Genomic DNA, 25171 nt, shown 5'->3' with positions numbered 1-25171 from the left:
TTTTTAATTGCGGATATCCTGAATAAATTGCTGTACAGCATCGTACTGGTCAGGTATGGTTATATACTTTAGCAGTATGCTTGGATCTAAATTAGGAAAAAAACCACTTCTTTCTACTTCCTCATATTCACCCTGTTCGCTCAGGCGAAATATTTTGATAGAGTTAGATTTCCAAAACCAAACTTCTGGTACTTTTTTAGGTTTATATAACTCTTTTCTATTAATAGTTCCACTGGTGATGATAACTTCAATAACTATGTCTGGGACTTCTTTTTTCGTGCCAATGCTATAGGATTCATCTGGTGTACCTGAAGCATATCCAGGTTCTTCTAAAGTGTAGCCACCACGACCATAAAAACGTATACCCAACTCTCTCATATAAGCTTCTAATAAATAATCGAGAGTTCTTTTCACATATTCATGTTCTTCACCAATTGGCGACATAATTTCTAACATTCCTGATAAATAAGACAATCGAACATTGTGGTTGTCCAAGAGCTGGGCTTCAATTCCTTTAAACTGCTCCCAAGAAACATCTTTGAGAGTTATCAGTTTTTCTTCTGCGGACTGTTCTACAAGTGGGATACTCATATCAACACTTCCTTAAAAAACTAAATTAGAAGGGGCATACCTTAACAAAACCTTCTGTAAATAGTAATGTTATTTCTTGAGGGTTAAGGATTTCGTCTTTGCCGAAGTAATCTATCTGTATATGAATTATTCTACGATCACTAACTCATCGCTAATTATCTTGCCTTCTGGGATGAAATTTTTCTACCCGATCGCATTAATCTCAGATCATGACTAAACAACAAGGCAAAGTTTACCTCGTCGGTGCAGGGCCGGGAGATGTGGCGTACCTGACAGTTAAGGCTTATCATCTCTTGGCTGTGGCTGAGGTGTTGGTCTATGATGCTCTGGTGGATGAGCAATTGTTAAACTGTGTACCAGCGAATTGTTTAAGGTTAGATGTGGGTAAGCGTGGTGGTAAACCAAGTACAACCCAAGGGGAAATTAATAAATTATTGGTGCAGCACTGTCAAGCTGGTCAACAAGTTGTCAGGTTAAAATCAGGCGACCCGTTTATTTTTGGACGCTGTACTTCGGAAATTGAAGCTTTAAAAGCAGCAGGTTGTGAATTTGAAGTTATACCGGGAATTTCCTCCGCTTTAGCCGCGCCGTTGTTTGCGGGAATTCCATTAACAGATGCGGCGATGAGTCGGTGTTTTGCTGTGTTTACCGCCCACGAACCAGATACTTTGGACTGGGAGGCGCTGTCAAGGTTAGAGACGCTGGTAATCTTGATGGGTGGACAACATTTGCCGGAAATCATACATCAATTATTGCGGCGTAAGCGATCGCGCCTCACTCCCATTGCCATTATCCGTTGGGCAGGAACACCGAATCAACAAGTTTGGACTGGTCAATTAAACAATATCCTCGAAAAAATCACAGGATTATCCCTCTCGCCAGTGGTAATTGTAATTGGTGAAGTGGTCAGGCTGCGGCAGTACTTACAATCTGAGAAAATAAATGCTGAGGATTCCACTACAGCAATTATTCCCAGTCTGCCAACTATGTCCAACCACCTCCCCCTCGCTGGAAAAACTATCTTAGTCACTCGTTCTGTGGGACAGTCAAGCGAATTTAGCGATCGCCTCCAGGCGGTTGGTGCTAAAGTCATTGAAATGCCAGCTTTAGAAATTGGCCCGCCTGCGAGTTGGGCAGATTTGGATCATGCGATCGCTAGTTTATCTGACTTCGACTGGTTAATTCTGACTTCTACCAATGGTGTGGAATACTTTTTTGCCAGATTAACCGCATTGGGTAAAGATTCTCGCGCTTTAGCTAATGTCAAAATTGCCGTTGTTGGTGAAAAAACAGCCCAATCTCTCAAACAACAAGCACTCAAACCAGATTTTATTCCACCGAACTTTGTAGCCGATTCTTTAGTAGAACATTTTCCCGAAACCTTGTCTGGTAAAAAGATTTTATTCCCCAGAGTTGAAACCGGTGGTCGAGAAATTTTAGTCAAAGAATTAACCGCCAAAGGTGCAGAAGTTATCGAAGTTGCAGCTTATCAATCTTGCTGTCCTAGTAGTATTCCCGAATCAGCGAAGTTAGCCTTACAAAATCACCAAGTCGATATTATTACCTTTGCCAGTTCTAAAACTGTGCAGTTTTTCTGTCAAATTATTGATCGCACATTTGCGAATCATGCTGTGATCAATTTAGCAGATGTTTGCATTGCTTCCATCGGCCCCCAAACTTCTAAAACTTGTCACGCTTTATTTGGCCGGGTAGATGTGGAGGCTGAAGAATATACCTTAGAAGGACTAACTCAAGCTTTGGTGAAATGGGCGGAGGGAAGTAGGGAGTTTCGATGAACATAATTATTGATGTCTAGGCAACATCAAAGTTGATACGCCGAGGATCACAGGAGGTTTTTTGACCGAAAACAAGTTAATTGACTTTCGTCTCTGTTTTTAAAGCAGTAGATGATTCTGCGGGTTTGGTAATTCTTCTACCCCAAGGTTTCAATACAGAAACAGCAATAATCGCCAGTATAAAGCCAGTTTGAATAGCACCACCGATTAAAACACCTTTGATATCAAAATTGTACAGGGGATTACTCAAGGCTTGCGATCGCTCAATATCTGAAATACTTGTAGCAGCATTCAACCAAGGCCCTAACCACACAGTTCCAGTCGTAATCAAACTAACTGTCACCACCCATTTGAAGATTACCCAGTAATGTTTAAAAAATCCCCAAATGGTTAGCCAGCAAAGCAGTCCACCAGTTAGTAAAGACAAGTTTGCCGAAGGAATAATTACAAAATCATCCAGCAATTTCAAAGCAGCATTAACCGCATACAATTCATCGCCGTTAGTAGTATGACTATTTTTTAAGGCGATCGCGATCATACACACAGCCGTACCAAACCAAATACTACCGAATGCAACATGGGCTGAAAGTAACCAGTTTTTCTGTTTAACGTTGAGCTTGGGCATAAATTCTCCAAATTTTACTATTTTTGAGGAATAATTGCTGTTTATGTCTAGATTTTATCAACTTATCTGCTACAGCCGTTCACATGATGACACTACAAGAGAATATCATCAATTGTAAAGAAAAATTACAGTTAACGTAATTATTACTTAATAAGCAGTATTTAATGACAAGCCACAAACATACAGCAAAATTCAGAATCAAATGAGATTCTGAGAAGTTATCTCAGCACAGCATATTTTTTTAGGCGTGTTCTGATTCATCAGCACACCCTCAATTCCTATTGTTTATCAAGCACAAACATGACAAACTTAAAATTGAGATTTAAACCTGTTTCCTTTAGCTGGGTAGCACTACATCCCCAACCTAAAGGCGTGATTCAATTCATTGGTGGAGCTTTTTTCGGCACATTTGGGCCAATGTTTTTTTATCGCTATTTGCTGGAATGTTTGTATCAGCAAGGCTATACAATTATTCTCTTACCGTTTAACTTTACCTTTGACCATTATAGAGAAGCAGGTTTTCTCATTCGAGAACAATATAAGATCATCCCAGAATTAGTCAGAATGGCAGAAGTAGCAGGTTATGACTATAAAATCTATCTCGATGATTCTAACTTTTCTTGGATAGGTCACAGTATTGGTTGTAAGTATATTGCTCTTTTAGAAGCTTTTAGTGCTTTGCCGAAAGATCCAGAAAAAATAGAAGATTTTGTTTGGAAAATCGTCAAAGAAACTTCAGGAAATTTATCGCCAGAAAAACAAGCCAAAAAAGTTAAAAGTATTGTCAACGATTTATTAACCCTGATTCGTGACTTAGAAAAGCAACGCATCAATGCTCAAAAATTAACTTCTTATTACGTTAATCAAGATGTAAACCAGAATCAAACAGATTTTGGTTCATCAGATGTCAAGATTAACAGCATCTTTATTAAAAGCCAAGCATCTCTATTATTAGCACCAGTTAATACTGGATTAGACAGCGCCATTAAACCCAAAGCCTTAGCAGATTTTATTATCAGTCTTGGGTTTAACGTGAAACCAACACCCCAAGAAACTGAGGCTTTAATTAAAAACAGTAATTTGTTTAATTTGCTGGGGTTAATTTATTTTCCTTTAGACAATATCGGCAAATCTACCAGGGAATGGTTCTTTAATAGCTTGCAAAAACCCCCAGAAAATTTCCGCGACAAACTCAAGGGTGGACATTTAAGACCATTAGGAATACGTATCGGTGATTTAGTTTTTAATTTTCCCGATACTCTTTCTGTACCACCTATTGAAGCCGTCAAAAAGAGAAATGCTGAATTTGAAGCGCCTGTGCTGAAACTACTGGCTGCTTTAGAACAAAAGCGCCGAGAAATGCAGAACAAATAAGGTAAGTATCGAAATACTATTGGTATTGTTGAATGCGGGGATAATTTTTTGCATCGGTTCACACTGCTTTCAGCAATACCAATAGATAATCTATCTTATTTCCCTTGTCTCCCTTCTCACCCCTGTTATTCTACATACCTACACCCATTCTCAAAAAACAGTAAGTTCTGACAATTATTGGATTTGCTAGGAGTCTGCGCTGAGAAATAGCGTTGAAATCTAATGATTTTTCCCCCTGTGGAACAGGCAGGCAGGTTTACAATATTAGGAAAAACTTGATTGCAAACCTCAAACAGCCGTGAATCAAAACGGGGCAATGCCACAAAGTAGTGAAACCTCCTACTATTCTTTATTAGGACTGCATCCCTCAGCATCGGTAATCGACATTCGCCGTGCTTATCGGGAAATGAGTAAACGCTATCATCCAGACACTACAGAATTACCTGCGTCCCTTGCTACTGCTAAATTTCAGCAAATTAATGAAGCTTATGCTACGTTAAGCCATCCAGAAAGGCGACTCAGTTATGATTTGAAAATTGGTTATTCCCGCTTTGGTGTAATTCAAGCGCCTGCGGATTTGCATCGTCCGGTGCGTTATTCTTATGATTACTCGAAATCGGCTTACCTGGATGCCAGCGATCGCCCTCTTTCTTCTGGGGAAATTTTCGCTTTATTTATTCTGGGGCTGACTTTTGTGGGATGTTTATTACTGGCGATCGCTATTGGCTTCGCCCGTGGTGAGGCGGCTTTTCAAACTCAATCACCCCAACTAACCCCAAAACAGCAAATTTCTTCTCTCTCCCACTTCCCTAGTTCTGGGGAATGCCAAAACCATAACTTTCCCATCTTCAAATCAACCATTTCTTAACGCACCATCTCAAATTCTTATGTCTCTTCTGCCAGCCGATACCCCTTTATATAATCATCCTCTGCCACAAATTGAGCAATGGTTAAAAGACCAAGGTTGTCAACAAGATGAAACACAACTTCATTGTTGGCGCGTGCAAAGACCTGATTGGCAAGCTGAACTGTGGCTAGATATTGAACAAATCGTAGTGAGATATCTCGAAGCTGGCGAAAATCGCCAAGAAATCCAACGCTCATTCAAGTATTCTCTCAGCCGGGAAGATATCGAACAAGCCGTATTTTCTGGCCCGTGAACTGGGGAGTGGTAAGAGGAAATGGGGCTGGGGACAGGGAGAAGAGGGAAAATCTCTGCCTTTACCCCATGTACCTTATCTCCCTTGTATCTTCTTTCACTACTCCCTATTCCCCATTCCCTACTCCCTTTGCTACACTTTCCCAAATCTCCGGTCGCGTTGCTGATATGCACACAAAGCCCGGTGAAATTCAGCCCGGTCAAAATCTGGCCAAAGCGTATCAGTAATGTAAATTTCACCATAAGCCATTTGCCAGAGCAGGAAATTTGAAAGACGCATTTCACCGCTAGTACGGATTAATAAATCAGGGTCATCAATTCCGGCTGTATACAAATGGCTTTCAAACACCGCTTCATCGATTTCATCTGGTTTGAGGATACCTTGCTCGACTTTTTGCGCGATCGCCCGACAAGCTTGTAAAATTTCCTGCCGTCCGCCATAATTAGTTGCCACAGAAAATTTAATACTGCGATTATTCTTTGTCGCTTCCATTGAACGGGTAATTTCTTCTTGCAGTGACTTTGGTAAAGCCTGCAAATTCCCCACAAACTGAATTTGCACATTTTCCTCGACCATTTCCCGCAGTTCTTGACGTAAAACTACTTGGAATAAAGTCATCAAAAAATCCACTTCTTCCTGCGGTCTTTTCCAGTTTTCCGTAGAAAAAGCATAAGCTGTCAGTGCCTCAATTCCCCAGTCTTTGCAACAACGCAGCAAATCCTTCAAAGCATCAACACCACGCTTATGTCCCATAATTCGCGGTAAACCTTGACGTTTAGCCCATCGACCATTGCCATCCATAATCACCGCAACGTGTTTGGGCAGTAGTTCCCGTTTCAAGTCGGGAGGCAAATATAGCAGTTCAGTTGGTTGTACAGTCATTTTTTGTCTCGTGAAGCGGTCGATGGTAATCCAAGTAAACGTGAAAATAGTACCAGTCCCTTACTACCAATCTGACGCACCCAGCTTAACAGACCCGGAGCAACTGCTTCCCGATCTACAGTTGGAGATAATCGAGCCTCTAAGGACTCTTTTAGTTTTCTAATGGTCAGTGGTCTATTTAGAGTTCCCCGTTCCGCTAAGGAAATAGAACCTGTTTCTTCTGATACAACTACACAAATACAATTTTCGACCCGCTCAGTAATTCCCATCGCTGCCCGATGGCGTGTACCCAACTGGCGCGAGGCTGTGCGTCCCGAAAGTGGTAGAATTATACCTGATGATACAATTCGTGAGCCGCGAATTAACGTTGCTCCATCATGTAACAAAGTTTTTGGCTGAAAAATTGTTTGTATAAGTTCCTTAGATACCTCAGCATTCAGCTTAACTCCAGGCACAGAAAAATCTCGCTCGTCAATTGGGCCTGTGGTTTCCAGAATTAGCAAAGCTCCAATGCGATTTTTGGAAAGTTCTTTCACTGCATCCACAATTTCATCAATCACACTATCAGATTTGGGGATGGATAAACTTGATGTTTGAAACAACTGGCGTAACTCTCCCCGCCCTAGTTGTTCCAAAAAACGCCGAAATTCTGACTGTAAGGCTACCGCCATCGCCACAGCGCAACCAATCACTAATTTTTCTAAGACAAAGTTCAGCAGTGGTAAGCCCAATCTACCACTGAGAGCCGATGCCAACATTAAAATAATAAATCCTCGCACCATCCAAAGTGTCCGGCGCTCACTAATAATCACTAGTATCATGTACGTCAGCGCCAGCACTAATACTATATCCAGAGTCCCAAGTAGCAAGGACTGCGACCATCCTAGGTTTGTCAGCCAATGCTTTGACCAATCTTTCATGACATCTGGAATCAAGTATGAAGTATGAAGTATAAAGTATGAAGTGTAAAGTGTGAAGTATGAAGTATGAAGTGTGAAATATAAATTTCATCATTGAGTTTTTAACCTAGCCTGGGGCAATTTCCTTTGGTCTACAACCTGTAAGTTTTCAGACTTCAGACTTCACACTTTTTCAGACTTCAGACTTTTTTAGTCTTTCTGGTAGACAATCTTGCCGAATTAAGTCTTGATAAGTTTCGCGTTGCAAAATCAAATTTGCTTCGCCATTGGCTACGACTACGGCTGCGGGTCGGGGTAAGCGGTTGTAGTTAGATGCCATACTGTAATTGTACGCACCAGTCGCCATAACCACGAGAATGTCGCCTGGTTCAGTTTTGGGTAGTTGGGCATTTTTAATTAGGATATCTCCTGATTCACAATGTTTACCAGCTACGGTGACTGTTTCTGTTACATTAGCAGACATTTTATTAGCAACTACCGCCCGATAAACAGACTGGTAAGTGATGGGGCGGGGATTATCGGACATCCCACCATCAACAGATACGTAGGTACGAATGTCTGGTACTACTTTGGTTGCGCCAATAGTATAGGCAGTAATACAAGATGTGGCAATCAGCGATCGCCCTGGTTCACATAATAGCTTTGGTAAAGGCAAATTTTCCGCCGCACAAGTTTCTTGAACAGCTGCACAAATTACTTTTACCCAATCTTCAATACTTGGGGGATCATCTGATTCTGTATAACGAATACCTAATCCACCACCAATATTGAGTTCCGTTAAACTTAAACCATACTTAGCAGTATCGCGGAACCACTGCACCATCACAGACCCTAAATCTTGATGGGGTTGCAGTTCAAAAATTTGGGAACCAATATGGGCGTGCAAACCCACACAGTTTAAGGAAGGTTGCTTGCTGACAAAGGTAAATACTTCGTCTAAGTCGTTGGGATCAAAGCCAAATTTACTATCTAAGTGTCCGGTGCGGATATATTCGTGGGTATGGCATTCAATACCTGGGGTTAGCCGTAGCATGATCCTAGTGCTGAGTGCTGAGTGCTGAGTGCTGAGTTCCACCAAGGTTTTTAACTCATACCAGTTATCGACAACAATTGTCACACCAGATTCAATTGCTAAAACTAGCTCTGGCTGGGATTTATTATTACCGTGGAGGTAAATTTTTTCAGGACTAACGCCAGCAGCTAAAGCTGTGTAAAGTTCACCGCCAGAGACAACATCAATTCCCAAGCCTTCCGAGGCTGCGATCGCACAAACGGCTAAACAATTCCACGCTTTAGAAGCATATAATACTTGAGATACACCAGGGTAATATTGCTTAAAAGCATCTCGGTACTGCCGACAAGCCGCACGCAGAGTGTCTTCATCTAAAATATATAATGGCGAACCAAACTGCTGAACTAGGGTTGTGACATCACACCCACCAATTTCCAGACAGTCATTACTGTTAACCTTAGCTGTTAAAGGTAACAGTTCCTGGTTGGGCGAAATAGTTGCGTTTGGGTTGCGCTTTTGAGGCAAATACTGAGTTCCAGCATGTTGAACCTCAGTGGGGTGAGTCGATACCATAACTATGTAAGTTGTCCTTATACAAATTAAGAGCTTGAGGAAGTGTCCCGATTTTCAGTTTACCAACTCAGTGCTGAGTAAAAAGTACAAGAAAAGTTTCCCATAGCCGGAAATCAACTCTTAAGGTCAGTTAGTTTGAATGCAGCACTTTTGATCAACGTTGTTTCAGTTCATCATAATTCTTTTAATCTATTGATTATTAGGGTTTATGGCTCAAAGTCGAAGTTTTGGAGAAAAAATTATGACCCTTAGTTCTCCTATGACTCTTTTAGTAACTCTGCCACCTTTGGAAAACGGCGATAAACTCACCCGTGGAGAATTTGAGCGTCGTTATCATGCTATGCCAGCAGTGAAAAAAGCGGAACTGATTGAAGGAATTGTGTATATGGCATCTCCCTTACGTTTTAGAAGTCATGGTAAACCCCATGCTTATGTTATGGCTTGGTTGGGCTTATATGAATCTGCTACGCCTGGGGTAGAGTTGGGAGATAATGCCACTGTCCGCTTAGATGCCGATAATGAACCCCAACCAGATGCTTGTTTGCTGATTACTAATGACGGACAGGCCAGTGTTAGTGACGATGATTATATTGAAGGTGCGCCAGAGTTAATTGTAGAAGTTGCTGCTAGTAGTGTTTCTTTGGATTTGCACGAAAAGTTAAAAGTATACCGCCGCAATCAAGTGCAAGAATATTTAGTCTGGCGTGTGTATGATAATGAATTTGATTGGTTCAAGTTAGAGCAAGGGGAATATATCAAACTTGCGCCTAATCATGAGGGTGTGATTTACTCTCATATTTTTCCGGGTTTATGCTTAGATAAAGCGGCATTATTAGCCGGGAATTTAGCAAAAGTTTTAGCAGTTTTGCAGCAAGGTTTGGCTAGTCCAGAACACCAGAGTTTTGTTGAAAACCTTGCCACTAAGTCCTCCTTATAATTTTGATCAGTTAAATGTGATTTCATCAGAATTAAAATTGCGATCGCTCACAACCGATGACCTTAGTAGCATCCTCGAACTCGATCAAACTTGTTTTGGTGGTCTTTGGACTTTAGCAGGTTATCAACGCGAATTAGAAAGCCCAAACAGCGAGTTACTGGGTTTGTTTGCGCCATTGTCGAGCATTAAACTTTTGGGTATGGGCTGTTTTTGGTCAATTGTTGACGAAGCCCACATTACTATTTTGGCGATTCATCCCCAATATCACCGTCAGGGTTTGGGGCAGGCTTTATTGTACGCTCTCTTGAAGGCAGCCTGCGATCGCGGTTTAGAACGCGCCACCCTGGAAGTGAGAGCTTCTAATATTGCAGCCATATCCTTATATGAGAAATTTGGCTTTAAAACGGCGGGGCGGCGACGGCGTTATTACAAAGACAACGACGAAGATGCTTTGATTTTGTGGTTATCAGAATTGCAATATCCACATTTTCAACAAACTTTAGACCAGTGGCACACCATTGTCAGCCAACAGTTGAGCGAATTTTCTTGGCAATTGATTTAGTTAGAGGCTAGTCCCTAGTCCCTAGCCTCTAGTTAATTCATTAGAATTTTTAATAAGAAAAATTTTTATATTTTAAATAAAAAATACTTTTAGAAAAATTTTGACTTTTAGATTCAAAATGTGCTAATAATTAGTATTTGTGACTGGTAAAATTAAATTATCATAACAACGGCTAACTATTTACAACTCAAGCTGAAAAGCCAGTAAATCAAAGCTCCTCAAGTCAGTAGCCGTAGCAAAATTCATCAACAGTTGACAAATCCACCCATCAATTTGAGTAGTCTCCCTTGGATGTCTATTATCTCTGATACAGACACCCAAAACCTTAGCCTGTGCTAAAATCAGCGTACCGGCACGACGCAGGTGATGGGAAAAATGCCATGTTTGAACGCTTCACAGAAAAAGCCATTAAGGTAATCATGCTGGCCCAAGAAGAGGCCCGCCGTTTAGGTCACAACTTTGTGGGAACCGAGCAGATCCTCCTGGGTCTGATTGGGGAAGGCACAGGAGTTGCGGCCAAGGTGCTGAAATCAATGGGTGTCAATCTCAAAGATGCCCGTATTGAAGTAGAAAAAATCATAGGCCGGGGTTCAGGCTTTGTGGCCGTGGAAATTCCGTTTACGCCACGGGCAAAGCGGGTTCTGGAACTATCCCTAGAAGAAGCGCGCCAATTAGGGCATAACTACATTGGCACCGAGCATCTGCTGTTGGGCCTGATCCGGGAAGGGGAAGGTGTAGCAGCCAGGGTGCTAGAAAACCTTGGGGTGGATCTATCTAAGGTAAGAACCCAAGTCATCCGAATGCTGGGAGAAACAGCAGAGGTTTCGGCGACCGGTCAATCGGGACGCACTAAGACTCCTACCTTGGATGAATTCGGCTCGAACCTAACCCAGATGGCGACGGACAACAAACTTGATCCAGTCGTAGGACGCGCAAAAGAAATTGAGCGTGTAATTCAAATCTTGGGTCGCCGGACAAAAAATAACCCAGTGCTGATTGGTGAACCAGGGGTTGGTAAAACCGCGATCGCCGAAGGTTTGGCGAGCCGCATTGCCAACAAAGATGTCCCCGACATCCTGGAAGACAAGCGTGTAGTCACGTTAGACATCGGTTTGCTGGTAGCAGGTACCAAATACCGGGGTGAATTTGAAGAACGCCTGAAGAAAATCATGGACGAAATTCGTCAGGCGGGTAACGTCATTCTCGTAATTGACGAAGTTCACACCCTAATTGGTGCAGGTGCAGCCGAAGGTGCGATCGACGCAGCAAATATCCTCAAACCCGCCTTGGCAAGAGGTGAATTGCAGTGTATCGGTGCCACCACTCTCGACGAATACCGCAAACACATCGAGCGCGATGCAGCCTTAGAACGCCGCTTCCAGCCAGTCATGGTAGGTGAGCCGTCAGTCGATGAAACTATAGAAATATTGCATGGACTACGCGATCGCTACGAGCAGCATCACAAGTTGAAAATTTCTGATGAAGCTTTGATTGCAGCAGCGAAATTGTCTGACCGTTATATCAGCGATCGCTACTTGCCAGATAAAGCCATCGACTTGATTGATGAAGCAGGTTCGCGCGTGCGGTTAATCAACTCCCAACTGCCCCCCGCAGCTAAAGAGTTAGATAAAGAACTGCGCCAAATCTTAAAAGAAAAAGATGATGCAGTGCGTTCCCAAGACTTTGACAGAGCCGGGGAACTGCGTGATCGGGAAATGGAAATCAAAGCCGAAATCCGCGCGATCGCCCAAAGCAAAACCAACGGTGCAAGTGGTGACGGTGTAGAACCCGTTGTTACCGAAGAAGACATTGCTCACATCGTCGCTTCCTGGACAGGTGTACCAGTCAACAAGCTCACCGAGTCTGAATCCGAAAAGCTGCTGCACATGGAAGACACCTTGCATCAGCGACTCATCGGACAAGAAGACGCAGTGAAAGCAGTTTCACGGGCAATCCGTCGGGCGCGTGTCGGTTTGAAAAACCCCAACCGACCCATCGCCAGCTTTATCTTCTCCGGGCCGACTGGGGTAGGTAAAACTGAGTTGGCAAAATCCTTGGCTTCCTACTTCTTCGGTTCTGAAGAAGCAATGATCCGCCTGGATATGTCGGAATATATGGAACGCCACACCGTCAGCAAACTAATTGGTTCGCCTCCAGGTTACGTTGGTTATAACGAAGGTGGTCAATTAACCGAAGCTGTGCGCCGTCGTCCATATACCGTGGTGCTGTTCGACGAAATCGAAAAAGCCCACCCCGATGTCTTCAATATGCTGCTGCAAATTTTAGAAGACGGTCGGTTAACCGATGCCAAAGGTCGCACCGTTGACTTCAAGAACACCTTGCTGATTTTGACATCCAACATCGGTTCTAAGGTAATTGAAAAAGGCGCTTCCACCATCGGCTTCGAGTTCACCGAAGATGCTGGCGAGTCGCAGTATAACCGGATTAAGACTCTGGTTAACGAAGAACTCAAGCAGTATTTCCGTCCAGAATTCCTCAACCGTTTGGATGAAATTATCGTCTTCCGTCAATTGAACCGCGAAGAAGTCACCCAAATCGCCGACATCATGCTCAAAGAAGTGTTTGGTCGCCTGACAGAAAAAGGTATCACCTTAGAAGTCACCGAACGCTTCAAAGACCGACTCATCCAAGAAGGTTACAGCCCCAGTTACGGTGCAAGACCGTTGCGTCGGGCAATTATGCGCTTGTTGGAAGATAGCCTCGCAGAAGAAATTCTGTCTGGTCGCATCAAAGATGGCGATACCGCCGTGGTTGATGTCGATGAAAACGGCAATGTCCAAGTTAGTTCTCAACAGCGCCGGGAGTTGTTACCTCAAGGAATTGAGTCGTAATTAACGTTTGGGATTGAGTCTCAAGTAAATTTAACAAACGGTAGAGGATAAATTTCTCTACCGTTTTTGTTTTCTTGGCATTATGGCTAGGCTGTTTAGTAAGTCCTACTATTGGAGCAAAAATTTATGAGTATTAGTATAGGTGACAAAGACATCTCTGAGCAAGATAACCGGATGACCCCAGAGCAGTTTATCCAAATATTTGACTTATATGTAAATCGTCATGCTTCCGGACACCAAAATTTTTACCCAGTTTCCACAGAATTTGAATTTTCTGGGATTAAAGACTTGCTATCAGAGATTAGAGCTTATGGTTTAACTAAATGTCAAAATGAGATTTATGAGTTATTACTGGAGCAGTATAAATCTGCTCGAAACGGTTATTTTTCTTTGAGTTTAGATCACTTGAAGAAAGAGATACAATCAATATTTAGACTACATCACGCCTGAAGCAATAGTCAGACGTGAAGTTAGATTTCGCTGTCGCTTAACCCAACAAGCACGCTACTGTTGTTGGGTTTCATTCTTCAAGCATCACAATTACTTTCTGTTTATCTCTCTTAGTGTTGGGGAGATTTTTTACGTAAACAAGACCAGAATATACAAAATAATTTGTCACATCCAAATAGAGTAATATCCGTACATTTAAGACGGGATTCTGCTATTCAGACTGATTAGCCAGCTAGGCAAGCTGGTAACAACACTATAGACAAGATAATCATGCGTGGAATTAGTCGTCAAATTACTCTTGAAATTAAACAAGTTGCCAAACATATTGCCAACACGCCTCAAATGCAAAGACTTCTTAAAAGAGGACTAGCGGCTCATGTGTTTGACGATAAGACTAGCATGAACCAAGTCGCTCAAGCCATAATAGAAAATGGGCAGTTCACTGGAACCGTTCGCGGATATGAACGCTACGGAATGTTTTTTAATGAACCGATAGGTTATGGAATTAGCCCAGATGGTAGCCGTATTCCACTTTATTATGGGGAGATAAAAATCAATGCAGACGACCAATACCACGTCATCCCCCGCACCAGACCAAGTGAGAAATAATTGGGAATTTACAGAAGTATGGATAGATCCTATGCTATCTCCTCCATACATTCTTTTATTACTCTGTGATAGTAAGCAAAACTGTCAAATTTATGACCCAGCACAGGGTTATAAGATTGTATTTTCTAGTAATAATTATGAAGCAGCTAAGTTGTGGTTATTAGAAGATGAGTATGAACCAATTGAAGGTAGGTTATTGGCTAATGAATTATTCTAATCGAGCCGCTTCTGCTCAAGGTGTAGATTTTCTTGTATATATTCATCCACCTTTTCCGTTAACTGGTAATTAATTATGCAAATAACTATTCCACCTCATCTACAAAGCACCTATCAATTAATCAAATGTGCTTTTCCTGATGGTATTGAAGCAGAAAATTATGAACCACTTTTAGCAATACTAAGTGAGGAAATGTCAGACAGAAACGTAGCAGAAGTTATCGCCTATTACGTTGGTAAAGATTATAGTGTTATACTCAATGACGTATACAGAGTACAGTCAATTGATATTCCTAAAGCTGAAGCCATTGCTAATTTAAAAACCCTTTTACTGAGTTGTGGTTATCAGAATTGGCTTGACGAATTGTAATAATAACCAATAAGTCCACCAATATCACATTATCCTCTTACTATGTCAAATAAAGAATAACTAGGAATTTGTAGAAGTATGTATACATCCTATATTGTCTTCTCCATAAATTTTTTTATTGCTTGTTCATAAACAAAATTATGGGGAAAGTTATATTTTTTTATTTTCTAATCAATTTTAATTCAAAAAATCACCTACTATCTTAACAAACCAATTCATTGTCTGATTTATAGTTTGATAGTTTTTTTGATCAAAAAAATCCTTGAGTTCATTAGGAAACTGCTTTTTAGCTTTAACAACTTCCACATTATTTCCGAATTGATGTCGTAATGCTTTTAAAGTAGGTTTAATATCAGATACAATTTTATCACTAGTCAGAAAGTTATCTTTCAAATTAGTTAATTGAATACTTGCCCATCCTGTTTGATTATCTATTTTAATTTTAACAAAATTAGGGTTTTCATTAGCTACGTATTGAGTAAACAATTTTTGTATATTATTTTCAATAGTATTATTTTTTAGCTTTTTAAATTCGATTCTTATAGTTTTACCTTTAGCCTCAACTCTGTCTGATAATGATTTACCACTAGTATCTCCGTGACTAGCAAAATCTCTAATATCCATAATAAAAGCAATTATCTTGTATTCAGGATAATCATAAGGGTTAAAATCATCTGGATTATTATTAATGATCTTAAAAAAGTCATAAAGTTTGGATTTTTTATAATAATCTGGTTCTTGCGTTTTTACCGCACCAGATTGCTTTAATGTAAATTGATTTAGCAAAATTTCTATTTGCATATATACTTTTCTACAAAATTCAGGAAAATCATCATTAATCAGAGCATTTATTGATTGTTGATTATATTCTTCTAGTTGTTTTTTGATTCCATTATGTTTTGGTAGATTGAGCCAGAGATACTGTGAATAATCAATTATATATATTCTTGATGAATCAATCTTAATTTCTTGCTTAGATAACTTGTCGAAAAATGAAGAAAGGTTTTTGAGATTACTATTAATATTTTCAAATAAGTCTTGAGTGGCTTTATCCATTACTGTTACACTCTTTTAAAAAAATAATTAATAATTATCAGCTACTAAATTTAGAAAGTATTTTATACTGCTCTATACATTTTTTGTACAGAACATTTTCTTTTCCTTTAACCATACCGATAAACTCTATTTTACCTAGTAAAACTTGCTTAAATATTGTTTTACCTTTCATTGTAAACTTACTTTGGCATTCATATTTTTCTTGATACTCATTCTCCGCAGCTTCAAGCCCAAATTTAGCCCAAGCGTGAAGCATAGCACGAACTTGGCGTATATAATTACGGTCAACGTTAGGAAAAATATTTATTGTTAATCCTGTTACTTCTTGATGATTTCCTTTAACTTGTAATCTAACTTTCTCCTCATTTAGCTCAAATCCATTGTCACTGATGGTGTTCAGTAAAGTATTGCCAACAATTAGTTTTTCTCTATCCTCATCATTGACTATATATGCTAAGTCTCTAGGAAATTTAGGTAAAGTGGTTGAGAAAGTAATATCATCAGCATATCTTGTATAAGTAGCTTTACAATCTTTAGCTAATCTCTGCAATTGGCTATCCATCTTGGCACAAATCATATTAGTAATTATCGGTGAAGTTGGTGCGCCTTGAGGTAATTGGTTGTTATGGCAGCAAATTTGCGCTAAAACTGTAGCAACTTCTGGATGTAAACCATACGGGGTAGCTATGAACATACCCCGCACCCTACCAAAATTAATAGAAGGAAAAAAATCTTTTAAATCAATATTGAGAACATAGCGTTTCTTAGCATGAGCTTGAGCATTAGTTACAATGTTTTTTCCCTTAACAAACCCATGTACAGATGGCTTTATCTCATATACTGCTTGTAAAACCTGATTAAGTTTTCTTTGGATAATTTTCAGCGCAGTTACAGGAGTTGATATTTGACGAACCCCACCAGACTTTTTTGATATTTCAAAGGTTTTATAACGCTGGTTAGGCTCAACAACATATATATGATAAACAAGGCGAGAATAGGAAACACCTAAAAGGTCAGCTATATCTGATGGCTGCTTGAGAGAATAAAATTGTTCTCGTAAAGATTCGGGTTTGTCTGTGAGAATTAATTTAGAACTTTCTTTCACTTTGTCAACTAAATTATCCTTAACTAGCTATCTGTTAGACAATAGTTATATTATTGATATTGAATATTTGTAAATAATTAATAAAAAATATCACTTGCGGGTGTATTCTCGCCTATTCGGGAAAGGAAAAGGAGTCAATTCAGGAGAACAGAATCCTCGTAAAGCTGACCGTTAAATACACCGTCGCAGGATCAACAACGGAAATCAATACTTATTCCCGCAAGTGATGGAAGTAATTTATCTTGTGAATCATCGAAATTCAATGATTCAGAAATACTTGTAAGTTGTTTTACACTTAAAGTAACTAAAGTATTATTATACTCAACAAATATATCCTGTCAAATATACATGAAGCCGACAAATGAACAAACTCAGGGACTCTACAGGCTTTGTTACCGGTTTACTAATGTAATTTATCCTGGATTGGGATGGCAATGCAAAAGCATCGAACTTGTTAGGATAGATGAACGTACTGGCAATTTGTATGTACTTGTGGCTGGGGAAGAGTTAGACTTTGAAATCAAACCAAGCGGAGGTTTTGAACCATGACTGTAGCTAAGTATCAAGCAATGAGTCTTAATGACCTACGCCGATATGTTCTTACCCACCGCGAAGATATTGAAGCTTTTCATGTGTATATTGATCGTTCAAAATCTGAAGGGAGAATGGTCACTTTAGACATGAGTGATGAGAATTGGGAAGAACAAGTTAAAAAAGCAATTAAAAAAGCTGTTAAAGATAGTTCAACTGCTATCCGGTGGTACTGTGACAAAACAATAGAAAATAGCATTGAAGTTCAGACAATTACTCAGTGGTGGAGTCAGCTAGATAACAGAAATGCTACACTCTACCATATTACAGGAATAGAAATTGATAAAGAAATTGGTATTTGGGAACCAACTCAACTTAACTCACCAGTAAAATTCACAATTATTGAACCAAGTTTAGAAATTAGACAATTCACTACATTAGTGAAATATAGAGATAAAAATAGGGTTCCAAATCAAATAGAAGCAGTTGCTATTGATTTAGATACGGAAAAGGAAAATCTATTTATCTGGCCGACTACATCAGCAGAGGTATTTATTTTCTCTGTTGAAAAGGATTAGATAAGAAGACTGTACTAGAGGCGATACCGACGGTCAGCTACGCTAACGCAATCAAATACTTGATATCATCAATGGTAAAAAGCTATTCAAACTACTCAACCATGACTGAATTACTACAGCTTGCGATCGCAGAAATTGAAAAATTACCAACAGAAGAACAAAATGCGATCGCTACTCCATAACTCTTGACTAAACCTCAGCTTTCATCTCATCAATTTCAAATAAAGATACAATTACTCCCGTAATTGGAATAGAAATGAAAACTCCTAATAAGCCTGCGACTCTAGCACCTACTAATAAGGCGAAAAATACCACAACCGGATTGAGATTTAGCGCACCTTGCATAATCCGAGGTGCAATGAGATTGTCTTGAATTTGTTGGAGGATAATACAAGCAATCAATACTTTCAATGCCAGCCAAACATTTTGAGATAAGACAATTAAAGTAATTGTGCTAACACCTAAAGTTGCTCCAATACCTGGAATGATATCTAAAAAACCAACAATTACAGATAATAGTAAGGCAAAAGGTACTTGCAAGATTACAAAGACAATGAAAGTAGTTGTGGTTAAAAATAAACTCAGTAATAGCTGACCACGAAAAAACCCTAAAAAGCTGCGTCTAATGATATTGGTAAATCTGATGCGGCGTTGTTTAGGGACTATCTTTAAGATAAAATTCCATAGTTTTTCGCCATCTAGTAGCATGAAGAATGCTACAACAGCAATTAAAATAAAGGTGACAAAATTAGTTAATAACTGTTGTAGAAAAGTTAAGCTGGTGACTAAACCTGATATAGCCTGATTCCGCAATTGTTCTTCAATTAAACTCAAGTCTATTTGCAGATTGCGGTTACGGAGAAATTCTTCGATTCTTTCTAAAAAAGGCGCAAGAGAAGTTAAAAATCCCGAAATACTATCAATTAATTGCTGTCCTTGGGATAATACTGCTATCCCAACGGTGATTAATAATCCGCCTAAAATCACAATGCTGATTAAGAAGACAACAATTACAGCTACCCCATGAGGTAAAAACCGCCGCAACCAATTTACAGGATAGCTGAGTAAAAAAGCTAAAATTGCCGCAAATGTAAAAATAACAATGACGGCTTCAAAGTATGCTAAAAGTTGTACGAAAGCCCAGCCAGAAGCCACTAACAACAAAAAGCGGACTAACGCCGAATTATTCAAGCGATTCCAAAAGTTCTTGGCATCAGAGCCGGTCATATAATATTTTAAAAATTAGTTAATTTAGCGATCGCTAGTAGACATTAGCAACATATAAAAATACAGTGGCGATCGCTACTACCGAAAAGCATATTTCTCATCAACGCCCTAAATCGTGCATTTCGTTGATGACCTTTGCACACTTTTGGGTTACACGGTCTAATTCATCTTTGTTAGTAGAACTTGGTGGTGCAATTACCTCACCAATTCTAATCGTCAGGGGAACAGCACGCGGTATGGATGAGCCTTTTTCTAAAATTCCTTCACTTCCCCACAAACTCACAGGTAAAATTGGTGCTTGCGCCTTTGCGGCTAAGAGTGCTGCGCCTTTTTTGGGGTCAGTAATTTTGCCATCAGGTGTGCGAGTCCCTTGTAAAAACACTCCCACAGCCCAACCATTTTCTAAACATTCTAAAGCAGCCCGAATGGCATTGCGATCGGCACTACCGCGACTCACGGGGTAAGCACCATATAATTTAATAGCTTGTGCCAAAACCGGAATTTCAAATAACTCCTGTTTCGCCATATATGCTACCGGACGGCGCACACAATTAGAAACAATTGGCGGGTCAAAATAACTAGCATGATTACTCACAACTACCAAAGGATCTGATTGCGGCACATTTTCGACCCCATAAATCTTCCCACGAAAGTAAGTATGAAGCATGGGGCTGACAACCGACCATTTGAAAGCGTGGTAAAGCGCCAGACTAATTAACGGTTCACGACTGCGAGACATAGGACATTAGGGAGTGGGGAGTAGGAATTAGGAAAAGGGGGACAAGGGGGACAAGGAAGACAAGGTGGATAGAGGTAGTCAACAAATGGGATAATTTCTTTTTTGGAATACCCTTCACAAACTAAAAATTAAAAATTAAAAGTTAGTATATTTTTTACTTTTGCCTTTTAACTTTTGATTTTTTCGTCCCTACTCCCTATTCTGTTAATTCAGCAGCATTACGGACGTTCTTTAAGATTAAATCAGTAACGGTGCGTTTAATTAACCCAGTTAAAACATTGCCAGGGCCAATTTCTATGACTTGTTCAATGTTGTTAGCTGGTAATTGCAGCGAAATTTCTCGCCAACGTACTGAACCAGTCATTTGCTGCGTAAGACGCTGTTTTAAAATTTCTGCGTCAGTGGCGGGTGTAGGTTCAACATTCGACATTACAGGTACAGTTGCAGACTGAAATTCTACTGTCTCCAGAATTTCTTGGAACTCAGCCGCAGCAGCCGACATTAAATGTGAGTGAAACGCGCCAGAAACTTTTAAGGGTGTCGCACGTTTGGCTTTAACCTGCGACATTACCGCTTGTACCGCATCAGGAGTTCCAGAGATGACCACTTGTCCTGGACTGTTATCATTTGCCAAAACTACATTTGGCGTTTCGGCTATAACTGTATCTAATTGTTCGCGGTCAAAGTTCATTAAAGCCGCCATCATTCCACCAGCCGCACTATCCATTAGTTCAGCACGGCGTTTAACTAAACGCAAACCTGCTGACCATTCAAAAACCCCAGCAACGTAAAGGGCAATATATTCACCTAAACTATGTCCAGCCACCACATCTGGTTGATGTCCCCGTTCTCGCATCAAGTCAGCGAGAATACTTTCCACTACATAAAGACAGGGCTGAGTATAAAGAGTTTGTCCTAGCTTTTCTTCTTGGTTTTGGCAGATATCGCTAACAGACCAGCCTAAGATTTCTTCAGCTTGAGTAAATTTTGCTTTAGCACTTGGTATATCTAATAAGTCTGTTCCCATTCCCAGTGCTTGGGAACCTTGTCCGGGAAACACCCATACGGTTTTAGTCATTGGTCAATCGTCAATTAAAAAGTCAAAAGGAAAAAAGCAAAAGTAAAAAGTTTTACGTTTTTACTTTTTACTTTTTACTTATTAATACTTATCTTCCCCATTGGAAGATAGCTGCACCCCAGGTCAGACCTGCACCAAAACCGGATGCAGCAATGATGTCATTGGGTTTAATTTTGCCTTGTTGCACTGCTTCATCTAAGGCGAGGGGGATAGAAGCGGCGGAGGTATTGCCGTAATTGGCAAGGTTACTAATAACTTTTTGTTCGGGAATTTCTAGACGTTGGGCAACAGCATCTAGAATGCGTTGATTAGCTTGATGTAAGACTAACCAATCTATTTGATCAACGGTCAAGTTGGCTTCAAATAAAGCTTTATCAATAATTTCCGGCACTTTTTGGACAGCAAAGCGGTATACTTCTTTGCCATTCATACTGATGGGTTGGTAAGTGCCTTGAGAAACGTTGATGCCTGGGAGTAGTTCTTGGGGAGTCGCTGCATAGCCGAGGTTAAGCTGATGATTGAGGCTACCGTCGCTTTTGAGGGCAAATCCTAGCAAGCGATCGCTTTCAGCTGCTTGTAATACTACCGCACCTGCCCCATCACCAAATAACACGCAAGTTTTACGGTCTTGCCAATCTACCCAACGGGAGAGGATGTCTGCCCCAATCACCAGTACATTCTGATATACCCCTGTGCGGATGTATTGAGCAGCCGTTACCAGCCCAAATACAAAGCCAGAACAAGCGGCGGTTAAATCAAAGGCAACTGCTTTGGTTGCGCCTAACTGGGCTTGGACTTTACAAGCCGTGCCGAACAAATCATCTGGGGTAGATGTTGCCAGCAAAATCAAATCTAAGTCCGTAGCTTGAATGCCGGCGGCGGCGATCGCTCTTTCCCCTGCTGCCGCCGCTAATTCAGTCAATGAACCTGAAGAAAGTGATACTCGTCGTTGACGAATACCCGTTCTTGTGGTAATCCATTCATCTGATGTTTCAACCAGTGCTGTTAGTGCCTGGTTGTCGAGGGAAGTTTCGGGAACTGCCGAGCCACTTCCTGTAAATGCGATGCCTAACTTTTGCACTCCTGCTCTCCCAAGCTCTCAGCGTTTTCATCATTCATCCTTCTCAGGACAAATCACGGATGACAATATCAACTATGACTAACCGTTCTCACGCTGTAGGATTTCGTACTGCGATTTAAGTCTGTGCAGCACTTGGTTATCAACTGCTTCTTTTGCCATACGTATTGCACTAAAAATTGAAGGTGCTTGTGAACTACCGTGGCCGATAAAACAAACTCCAGCCACACCTAACAGTAAAGCACCTCCATGCTCCGCATGATCCATCCGTTGCTTAATTCGCTTGAGATTTGGTTTTAACAGGGCAGTCCCTATTTGACCGTGCAAGCCTTGGGGCAGTTCTTCACGTAAGATTTGCAGAATTACTCCTCCCAGAGATTCGGCAAATTTGAGTAACACATTACCCACAAACCCATCACAGACAATTACATCAAATTGTCCCGAAAGTACATCACGCCCTTCGGCATTACCAATAAAATTGATACTAGAATTTTCCCGCAGCAGTTGATGGGCGCGGAGTGCTTGCTCATTGCCCTTGGTATCTTCTTCACCAATATTGAGTAAGCCTACCTTTGGTGTATCCATACCCAAAACATATTGGCTGTAAATTGAACCCATCACAGCAAACTGCTCTAAAAATTTAGGGCGGCAGTCTACATTTGCACCGACATCCAGTATCAATACTGGCTTGCCAGCCATAATCGTGGGGAAAACTGTACCAATGGCTGGGCGATCAATTCCTGGCAATCTTCCTAAACGCAGCAATGCTGATGCCATAGCTGCCCCAGAGTGTCCAGCAGAAAATACAGCGTCTGCCTGTTGATTTTTGACCAAATCCATCGCTACATTAATCGAAGCCTTACGTTTGCGTCTAACCGCATTTAAAGGCTCCTCATCCATAGCGATCGCTTCTTCAGCAGGAACTATCTCCACCCGCTCCAAAGTAGTTTTTGGCGGCATGACAGCTTTAATTTGTTGGGGATCACCAACTAGCAAGACTTTCACACCCAATTCTTCACTGGCGCGTAATGCACCAGCAACGATTTCTTTGGGTGCGTGATCCCCCCCCATTGCGTCAATTGCTATCCGTGCGCTAGTCGATCCCATTGCTCAGAGCTTATAGAAACCTTACAAATTTTACCAGATTGGCTTTGTTAAAAAACCGTAACTTCTTCACTGCCAAATTACTATGCTAAGTGCTAAGTCCAGTAACAACTGCTCAGTACTCCGCATTATTTGTCATTATTGCAACATAATTGTGGCGGCAAGCCCAAGATAACACGAATAAAGTATGAATTATGAAGTATGAAGTCTAAAAACTCATATTTCAGACTTCATACTTCCGACTTCACACTTCAGTTCCTAGTACCCAGTTAACCAACATCCGCACACCGTAGCCAGTTGCGCCGGGGCCGTTGTAGCCGTTTTCTTTGTCTGCCCAGACTGGCCCTGCAATGTCTAAGTGCGCCCAAGGGGTATCTTTGACGAATTGCTTGAGGAATAGGGCGGCGGTAATTGAACCACCAGGACGCGGCCCGGTGTTTTTCATATCGGCAATCCCCGATTTCAAGCCTTCAAAATATTTTTCTTCCATTGGCATCCGCCAAATTTTTTCGCCTGATGTGCCAGCAGCTGTTTCTAACTGCGAAGCTAAGGCATCATGGGGGGTGTATAACCCGGCGATATCTTCACCCAAAGCAATGACGTTTGCACCTGTGAGGGTGGCTAAATCAACGATCGCATCTAATCCCAATTTATCTGTATATACCAAAGCATCAGCTAAGGTTAAACGCCCTTCAGCATCGGTGTTATTCACTTCGATTGTTTTGCCGTTAGAAGCTTTGAGGATGTCGCCTGGGTGCATAGCGCGACCGCTAATCATGTTTTCGGTAACGGCAGAGATGAAGTGAACTTCGGCATCGGGCTTGAGTTGGGCAATTGCTTTTGCTGCACCCAAGGTAGCAGCTGCACCACCCATATCAATTTTCATGGTTTCAATGCCGCTACCAGCACCTTTAATATTCAACCCACCAGAATCAAAGGTTAAACCTTTACCGATAATGGCTAGTTTCTTGGTGGGTGTACCTTCTGGTTTGTAGGTGAGGTGAATGAATTTGGGTGGTAAATCAGAGGCTTGGGCGACTCCTAAAAAGGCACCCATACCCAATTTCTCACAATCTTCTTTTTCCAAGATTTGTAATTGCAAGCCGTAGTCTTTGGCAATTTCTTGGGCAGTCTCGGCCATTGTAATGGGTGTAACTGTATTGGCTGGGGCGGCTACCAATTCTCTGGCTAAAATTACCCCAGATACAATTTGATTGGCACGCTTGATTGCATCCTCTTGACCTTCAAAGCCCAGTAACTCGACAGTTTCAACTTTTGCGCCTTTATCATCTGGTTCTGATTTAAAGCGCACATCTTGATATAAAGCTAACTCTACACCTTCTGCGATCGCTTGGGCTGTGGCGGCTGGGTCGTTATTCCATAAGGGAAAGCTAAATCCGAGAGTTTTGCTTTTTTGCTTTTTGGCTACCTTCGCCGCCGCCGCCGCCGCCCGCCGCAGACTATCTACTTTCAGTGCGTCTGATTTTCCTAAGCCAACCAAGATTACTTTTTTAACCGCACCGCCGCCAGCGACACGAATAAAGACAGTGCTGTTGGCTTTGGCTGTAAATTCTTCTTCGGCAATGACTTCTTTTAAGATGCCAGCGAACTTTTCATTCAAAGTCGCCAGTTCACCTGTTAACTCTACCGCATCTTCAAATAATCCAATTGCCAAACTATCGCCTGCCCACTCCAGCAGAGGCTGATTACTAAGTTTAATTGTTGCCATTTTGGGATTTTGTTTAA

26 protein-coding genes are annotated in these 25171 nt (G+C 41.0%); 13 read left to right on the top strand and 13 right to left on the bottom strand.

The genetic code is table 11. The features are described from left to right. Positions 1-3: 3 nt before the first annotated feature. Entirely contained in the window at positions 4-591 is a 588-nt protein-coding gene (locus tag H6G79_RS20080; RefSeq protein WP_190591362.1) for a Uma2 family endonuclease, read from the bottom strand. Positions 592-800: 209 nt separating this feature from the next. On the opposite strand from H6G79_RS20080, the gene cobA reads away from it, so the two are divergent. Next, entirely contained in the window at positions 801-2387 is a 1587-nt protein-coding gene (gene cobA, locus H6G79_RS20075) for a uroporphyrinogen-III C-methyltransferase (protein ID WP_190591361.1), read from the top strand. Positions 2388-2463: 76 nt separating this feature from the next. Here the strand turns inward: cobA and H6G79_RS20070 are convergent, their stop codons facing one another. Further along, on the bottom strand, positions 2464-3012 hold the full coding sequence (locus H6G79_RS20070) for a hypothetical protein (protein WP_190591360.1): 549 nt from the start codon (positions 3010-3012) through the stop codon (positions 2464-2466). 300 nt (positions 3013-3312) lie between these two features. Between H6G79_RS20070 and H6G79_RS20065 the strand changes: the two genes are divergently transcribed. The 3 genes from H6G79_RS20065 (at position 3313) to H6G79_RS20055 (ending at position 5546) form a co-directional block, all read left to right on the top strand. After that, entirely contained in the window at positions 3313-4386 is a 1074-nt protein-coding gene (locus H6G79_RS20065) for a DUF1350 family protein (protein ID WP_190591359.1), read from the top strand. A gap of 316 nt (positions 4387-4702) precedes the next feature. Continuing rightward, a complete protein-coding gene (locus H6G79_RS20060; protein ID WP_190591358.1) occupies positions 4703-5254 on the top strand; it encodes a J domain-containing protein in 552 nt (183 codons plus the stop codon). Positions 5255-5273: 19 nt separating this feature from the next. Next, positions 5274-5546, top strand: a complete 273-nt coding sequence (locus tag H6G79_RS20055; protein WP_062289537.1) for a DUF3143 domain-containing protein — start codon at positions 5274-5276, stop codon at positions 5544-5546. Positions 5547-5678: 132 nt separating this feature from the next. Here the strand turns inward: H6G79_RS20055 and uppS are convergent, their stop codons facing one another. The 3 genes from uppS to lysA form a co-directional block, all read right to left on the bottom strand. After that, positions 5679-6428 carry a polyprenyl diphosphate synthase gene (gene uppS, locus H6G79_RS20050; protein ID WP_190591357.1) on the bottom strand — a complete coding sequence of 250 codons (750 nt, stop codon included), beginning with the start codon at positions 6426-6428 and terminating at the stop codon, positions 5679-5681. Beyond that, positions 6425-7348 (bottom strand): diadenylate cyclase CdaA, encoded by a 924-nt coding sequence (gene cdaA / locus H6G79_RS20045; RefSeq protein ID WP_190591356.1) that lies wholly within the window; start codon positions 7346-7348, stop codon positions 6425-6427. Before cdaA ends, uppS begins: the two co-directional genes overlap by 4 nt. Before the next feature lie 172 nt (positions 7349-7520). Beyond that, positions 7521-8933, bottom strand: coding sequence for a diaminopimelate decarboxylase (lysA, locus tag H6G79_RS20040; protein ID WP_190591355.1), 1413 nt, complete (start codon positions 8931-8933; stop codon positions 7521-7523). Positions 8934-9174: 241 nt separating this feature from the next. Here lysA and H6G79_RS20035 point away from each other — a divergent pair, with 241 nt between their 5' ends. The 7 genes from H6G79_RS20035 to H6G79_RS20005 all read left to right on the top strand — a co-directional run bounded on the left by H6G79_RS20035 (position 9175) and on the right by H6G79_RS20005 (position 14929). Next, positions 9175-9870 (top strand): Uma2 family endonuclease, encoded by a 696-nt coding sequence (locus H6G79_RS20035; RefSeq protein WP_242048470.1) that lies wholly within the window; start codon positions 9175-9177, stop codon positions 9868-9870. Between the two features lie 16 nt (positions 9871-9886). After that, complete coding sequence (gene rimI / locus H6G79_RS20030) at positions 9887-10432, top strand: ribosomal protein S18-alanine N-acetyltransferase (protein ID WP_190591354.1); 546 nt, start codon at positions 9887-9889, stop codon at positions 10430-10432. A gap of 380 nt (positions 10433-10812) precedes the next feature. Continuing rightward, positions 10813-13284: an ATP-dependent Clp protease ATP-binding subunit gene (locus H6G79_RS20025; RefSeq protein ID WP_190591353.1), complete on the top strand. Its 2472-nt coding sequence runs from the start codon at positions 10813-10815 to the stop codon at positions 13282-13284. Between the two features lie 126 nt (positions 13285-13410). Beyond that, positions 13411-13734: a hypothetical protein gene (locus H6G79_RS20020; protein ID WP_190591352.1), complete on the top strand. Its 324-nt coding sequence runs from the start codon at positions 13411-13413 to the stop codon at positions 13732-13734. A 342-nt stretch (positions 13735-14076) separates the two neighbouring features. Beyond that, the gene (locus H6G79_RS20015; protein WP_242048469.1) at positions 14077-14343 is read left to right on the top strand and encodes a DUF6972 family protein; all 267 of its coding nucleotides are present in this window, start codon (positions 14077-14079) and stop codon (positions 14341-14343) included. Next, positions 14291-14560, top strand: coding sequence for a hypothetical protein (locus H6G79_RS20010; RefSeq protein ID WP_190591350.1), 270 nt, complete (start codon positions 14291-14293; stop codon positions 14558-14560). Before H6G79_RS20015 ends, H6G79_RS20010 begins: the two co-directional genes overlap by 53 nt. Before the next feature lie 75 nt (positions 14561-14635). Next, positions 14636-14929, top strand: a complete 294-nt coding sequence (locus H6G79_RS20005) for a DUF3349 domain-containing protein (protein WP_190591349.1) — start codon at positions 14636-14638, stop codon at positions 14927-14929. Between the two features lie 177 nt (positions 14930-15106). Here H6G79_RS20005 and H6G79_RS20000 read toward each other — a convergent pair whose 3' ends face one another. Together H6G79_RS20000 and H6G79_RS19995 are read right to left on the bottom strand one after the other, a co-directional pair. Beyond that, complete coding sequence (locus H6G79_RS20000; RefSeq protein WP_190591348.1) at positions 15107-15985, bottom strand: hypothetical protein; 879 nt, start codon at positions 15983-15985, stop codon at positions 15107-15109. A gap of 37 nt (positions 15986-16022) precedes the next feature. Further along, the gene (locus H6G79_RS19995; protein WP_190591347.1) at positions 16023-17090 is read right to left on the bottom strand and encodes a reverse transcriptase domain-containing protein; all 1068 of its coding nucleotides are present in this window, start codon (positions 17088-17090) and stop codon (positions 16023-16025) included. Between the two features lie 348 nt (positions 17091-17438). Between H6G79_RS19995 and H6G79_RS19990 the strand changes: the two genes are divergently transcribed. After that, complete coding sequence (locus H6G79_RS19990; RefSeq protein ID WP_190591346.1) at positions 17439-17639, top strand: DUF6888 family protein; 201 nt, start codon at positions 17439-17441, stop codon at positions 17637-17639. After that, positions 17636-18199, top strand: coding sequence for a DUF6887 family protein (locus H6G79_RS36845; protein WP_242048468.1), 564 nt, complete (start codon positions 17636-17638; stop codon positions 18197-18199). Before H6G79_RS19990 ends, H6G79_RS36845 begins: the two co-directional genes overlap by 4 nt. A 189-nt stretch (positions 18200-18388) precedes the next feature. Here the strand turns inward: H6G79_RS36845 and H6G79_RS19980 are convergent, their stop codons facing one another. From H6G79_RS19980 to H6G79_RS19955, 6 genes are all read right to left on the bottom strand, one after another. Continuing rightward, a complete protein-coding gene (locus H6G79_RS19980; RefSeq protein ID WP_190591345.1) occupies positions 18389-19426 on the bottom strand; it encodes an AI-2E family transporter in 1038 nt (345 codons plus the stop codon). A gap of 100 nt (positions 19427-19526) precedes the next feature. Beyond that, complete coding sequence (locus H6G79_RS19975) at positions 19527-20165, bottom strand: 1-acyl-sn-glycerol-3-phosphate acyltransferase (protein ID WP_190591344.1); 639 nt, start codon at positions 20163-20165, stop codon at positions 19527-19529. A 196-nt stretch (positions 20166-20361) separates the two neighbouring features. Then, positions 20362-21243 carry an ACP S-malonyltransferase gene (gene fabD / locus H6G79_RS19970; protein ID WP_190591343.1) on the bottom strand — a complete coding sequence of 294 codons (882 nt, stop codon included), beginning with the start codon at positions 21241-21243 and terminating at the stop codon, positions 20362-20364. Between the two features lie 88 nt (positions 21244-21331). Beyond that, positions 21332-22324, bottom strand: a complete 993-nt coding sequence (locus H6G79_RS19965; RefSeq protein WP_190591342.1) for a beta-ketoacyl-ACP synthase 3 — start codon at positions 22322-22324, stop codon at positions 21332-21334. Between the two features lie 78 nt (positions 22325-22402). After that, on the bottom strand, positions 22403-23428 hold the full coding sequence (gene plsX, locus H6G79_RS19960) for a phosphate acyltransferase PlsX (protein WP_190591341.1): 1026 nt from the start codon (positions 23426-23428) through the stop codon (positions 22403-22405). A gap of 241 nt (positions 23429-23669) precedes the next feature. Next, complete coding sequence (locus tag H6G79_RS19955) at positions 23670-25154, bottom strand: leucyl aminopeptidase (protein ID WP_190591340.1); 1485 nt, start codon at positions 25152-25154, stop codon at positions 23670-23672. Positions 25155-25171: the final 17 nt, after the last annotated feature.

The sequence above is a fragment of the Anabaena sp. FACHB-83 genome (assembly GCF_014697485.1).
In the GTDB taxonomy this organism is placed as follows: domain Bacteria; phylum Cyanobacteriota; class Cyanobacteriia; order Cyanobacteriales; family Nostocaceae; genus Nostoc_B.
This window is presented reverse-complemented; position numbering and strand designations above follow the sequence as displayed.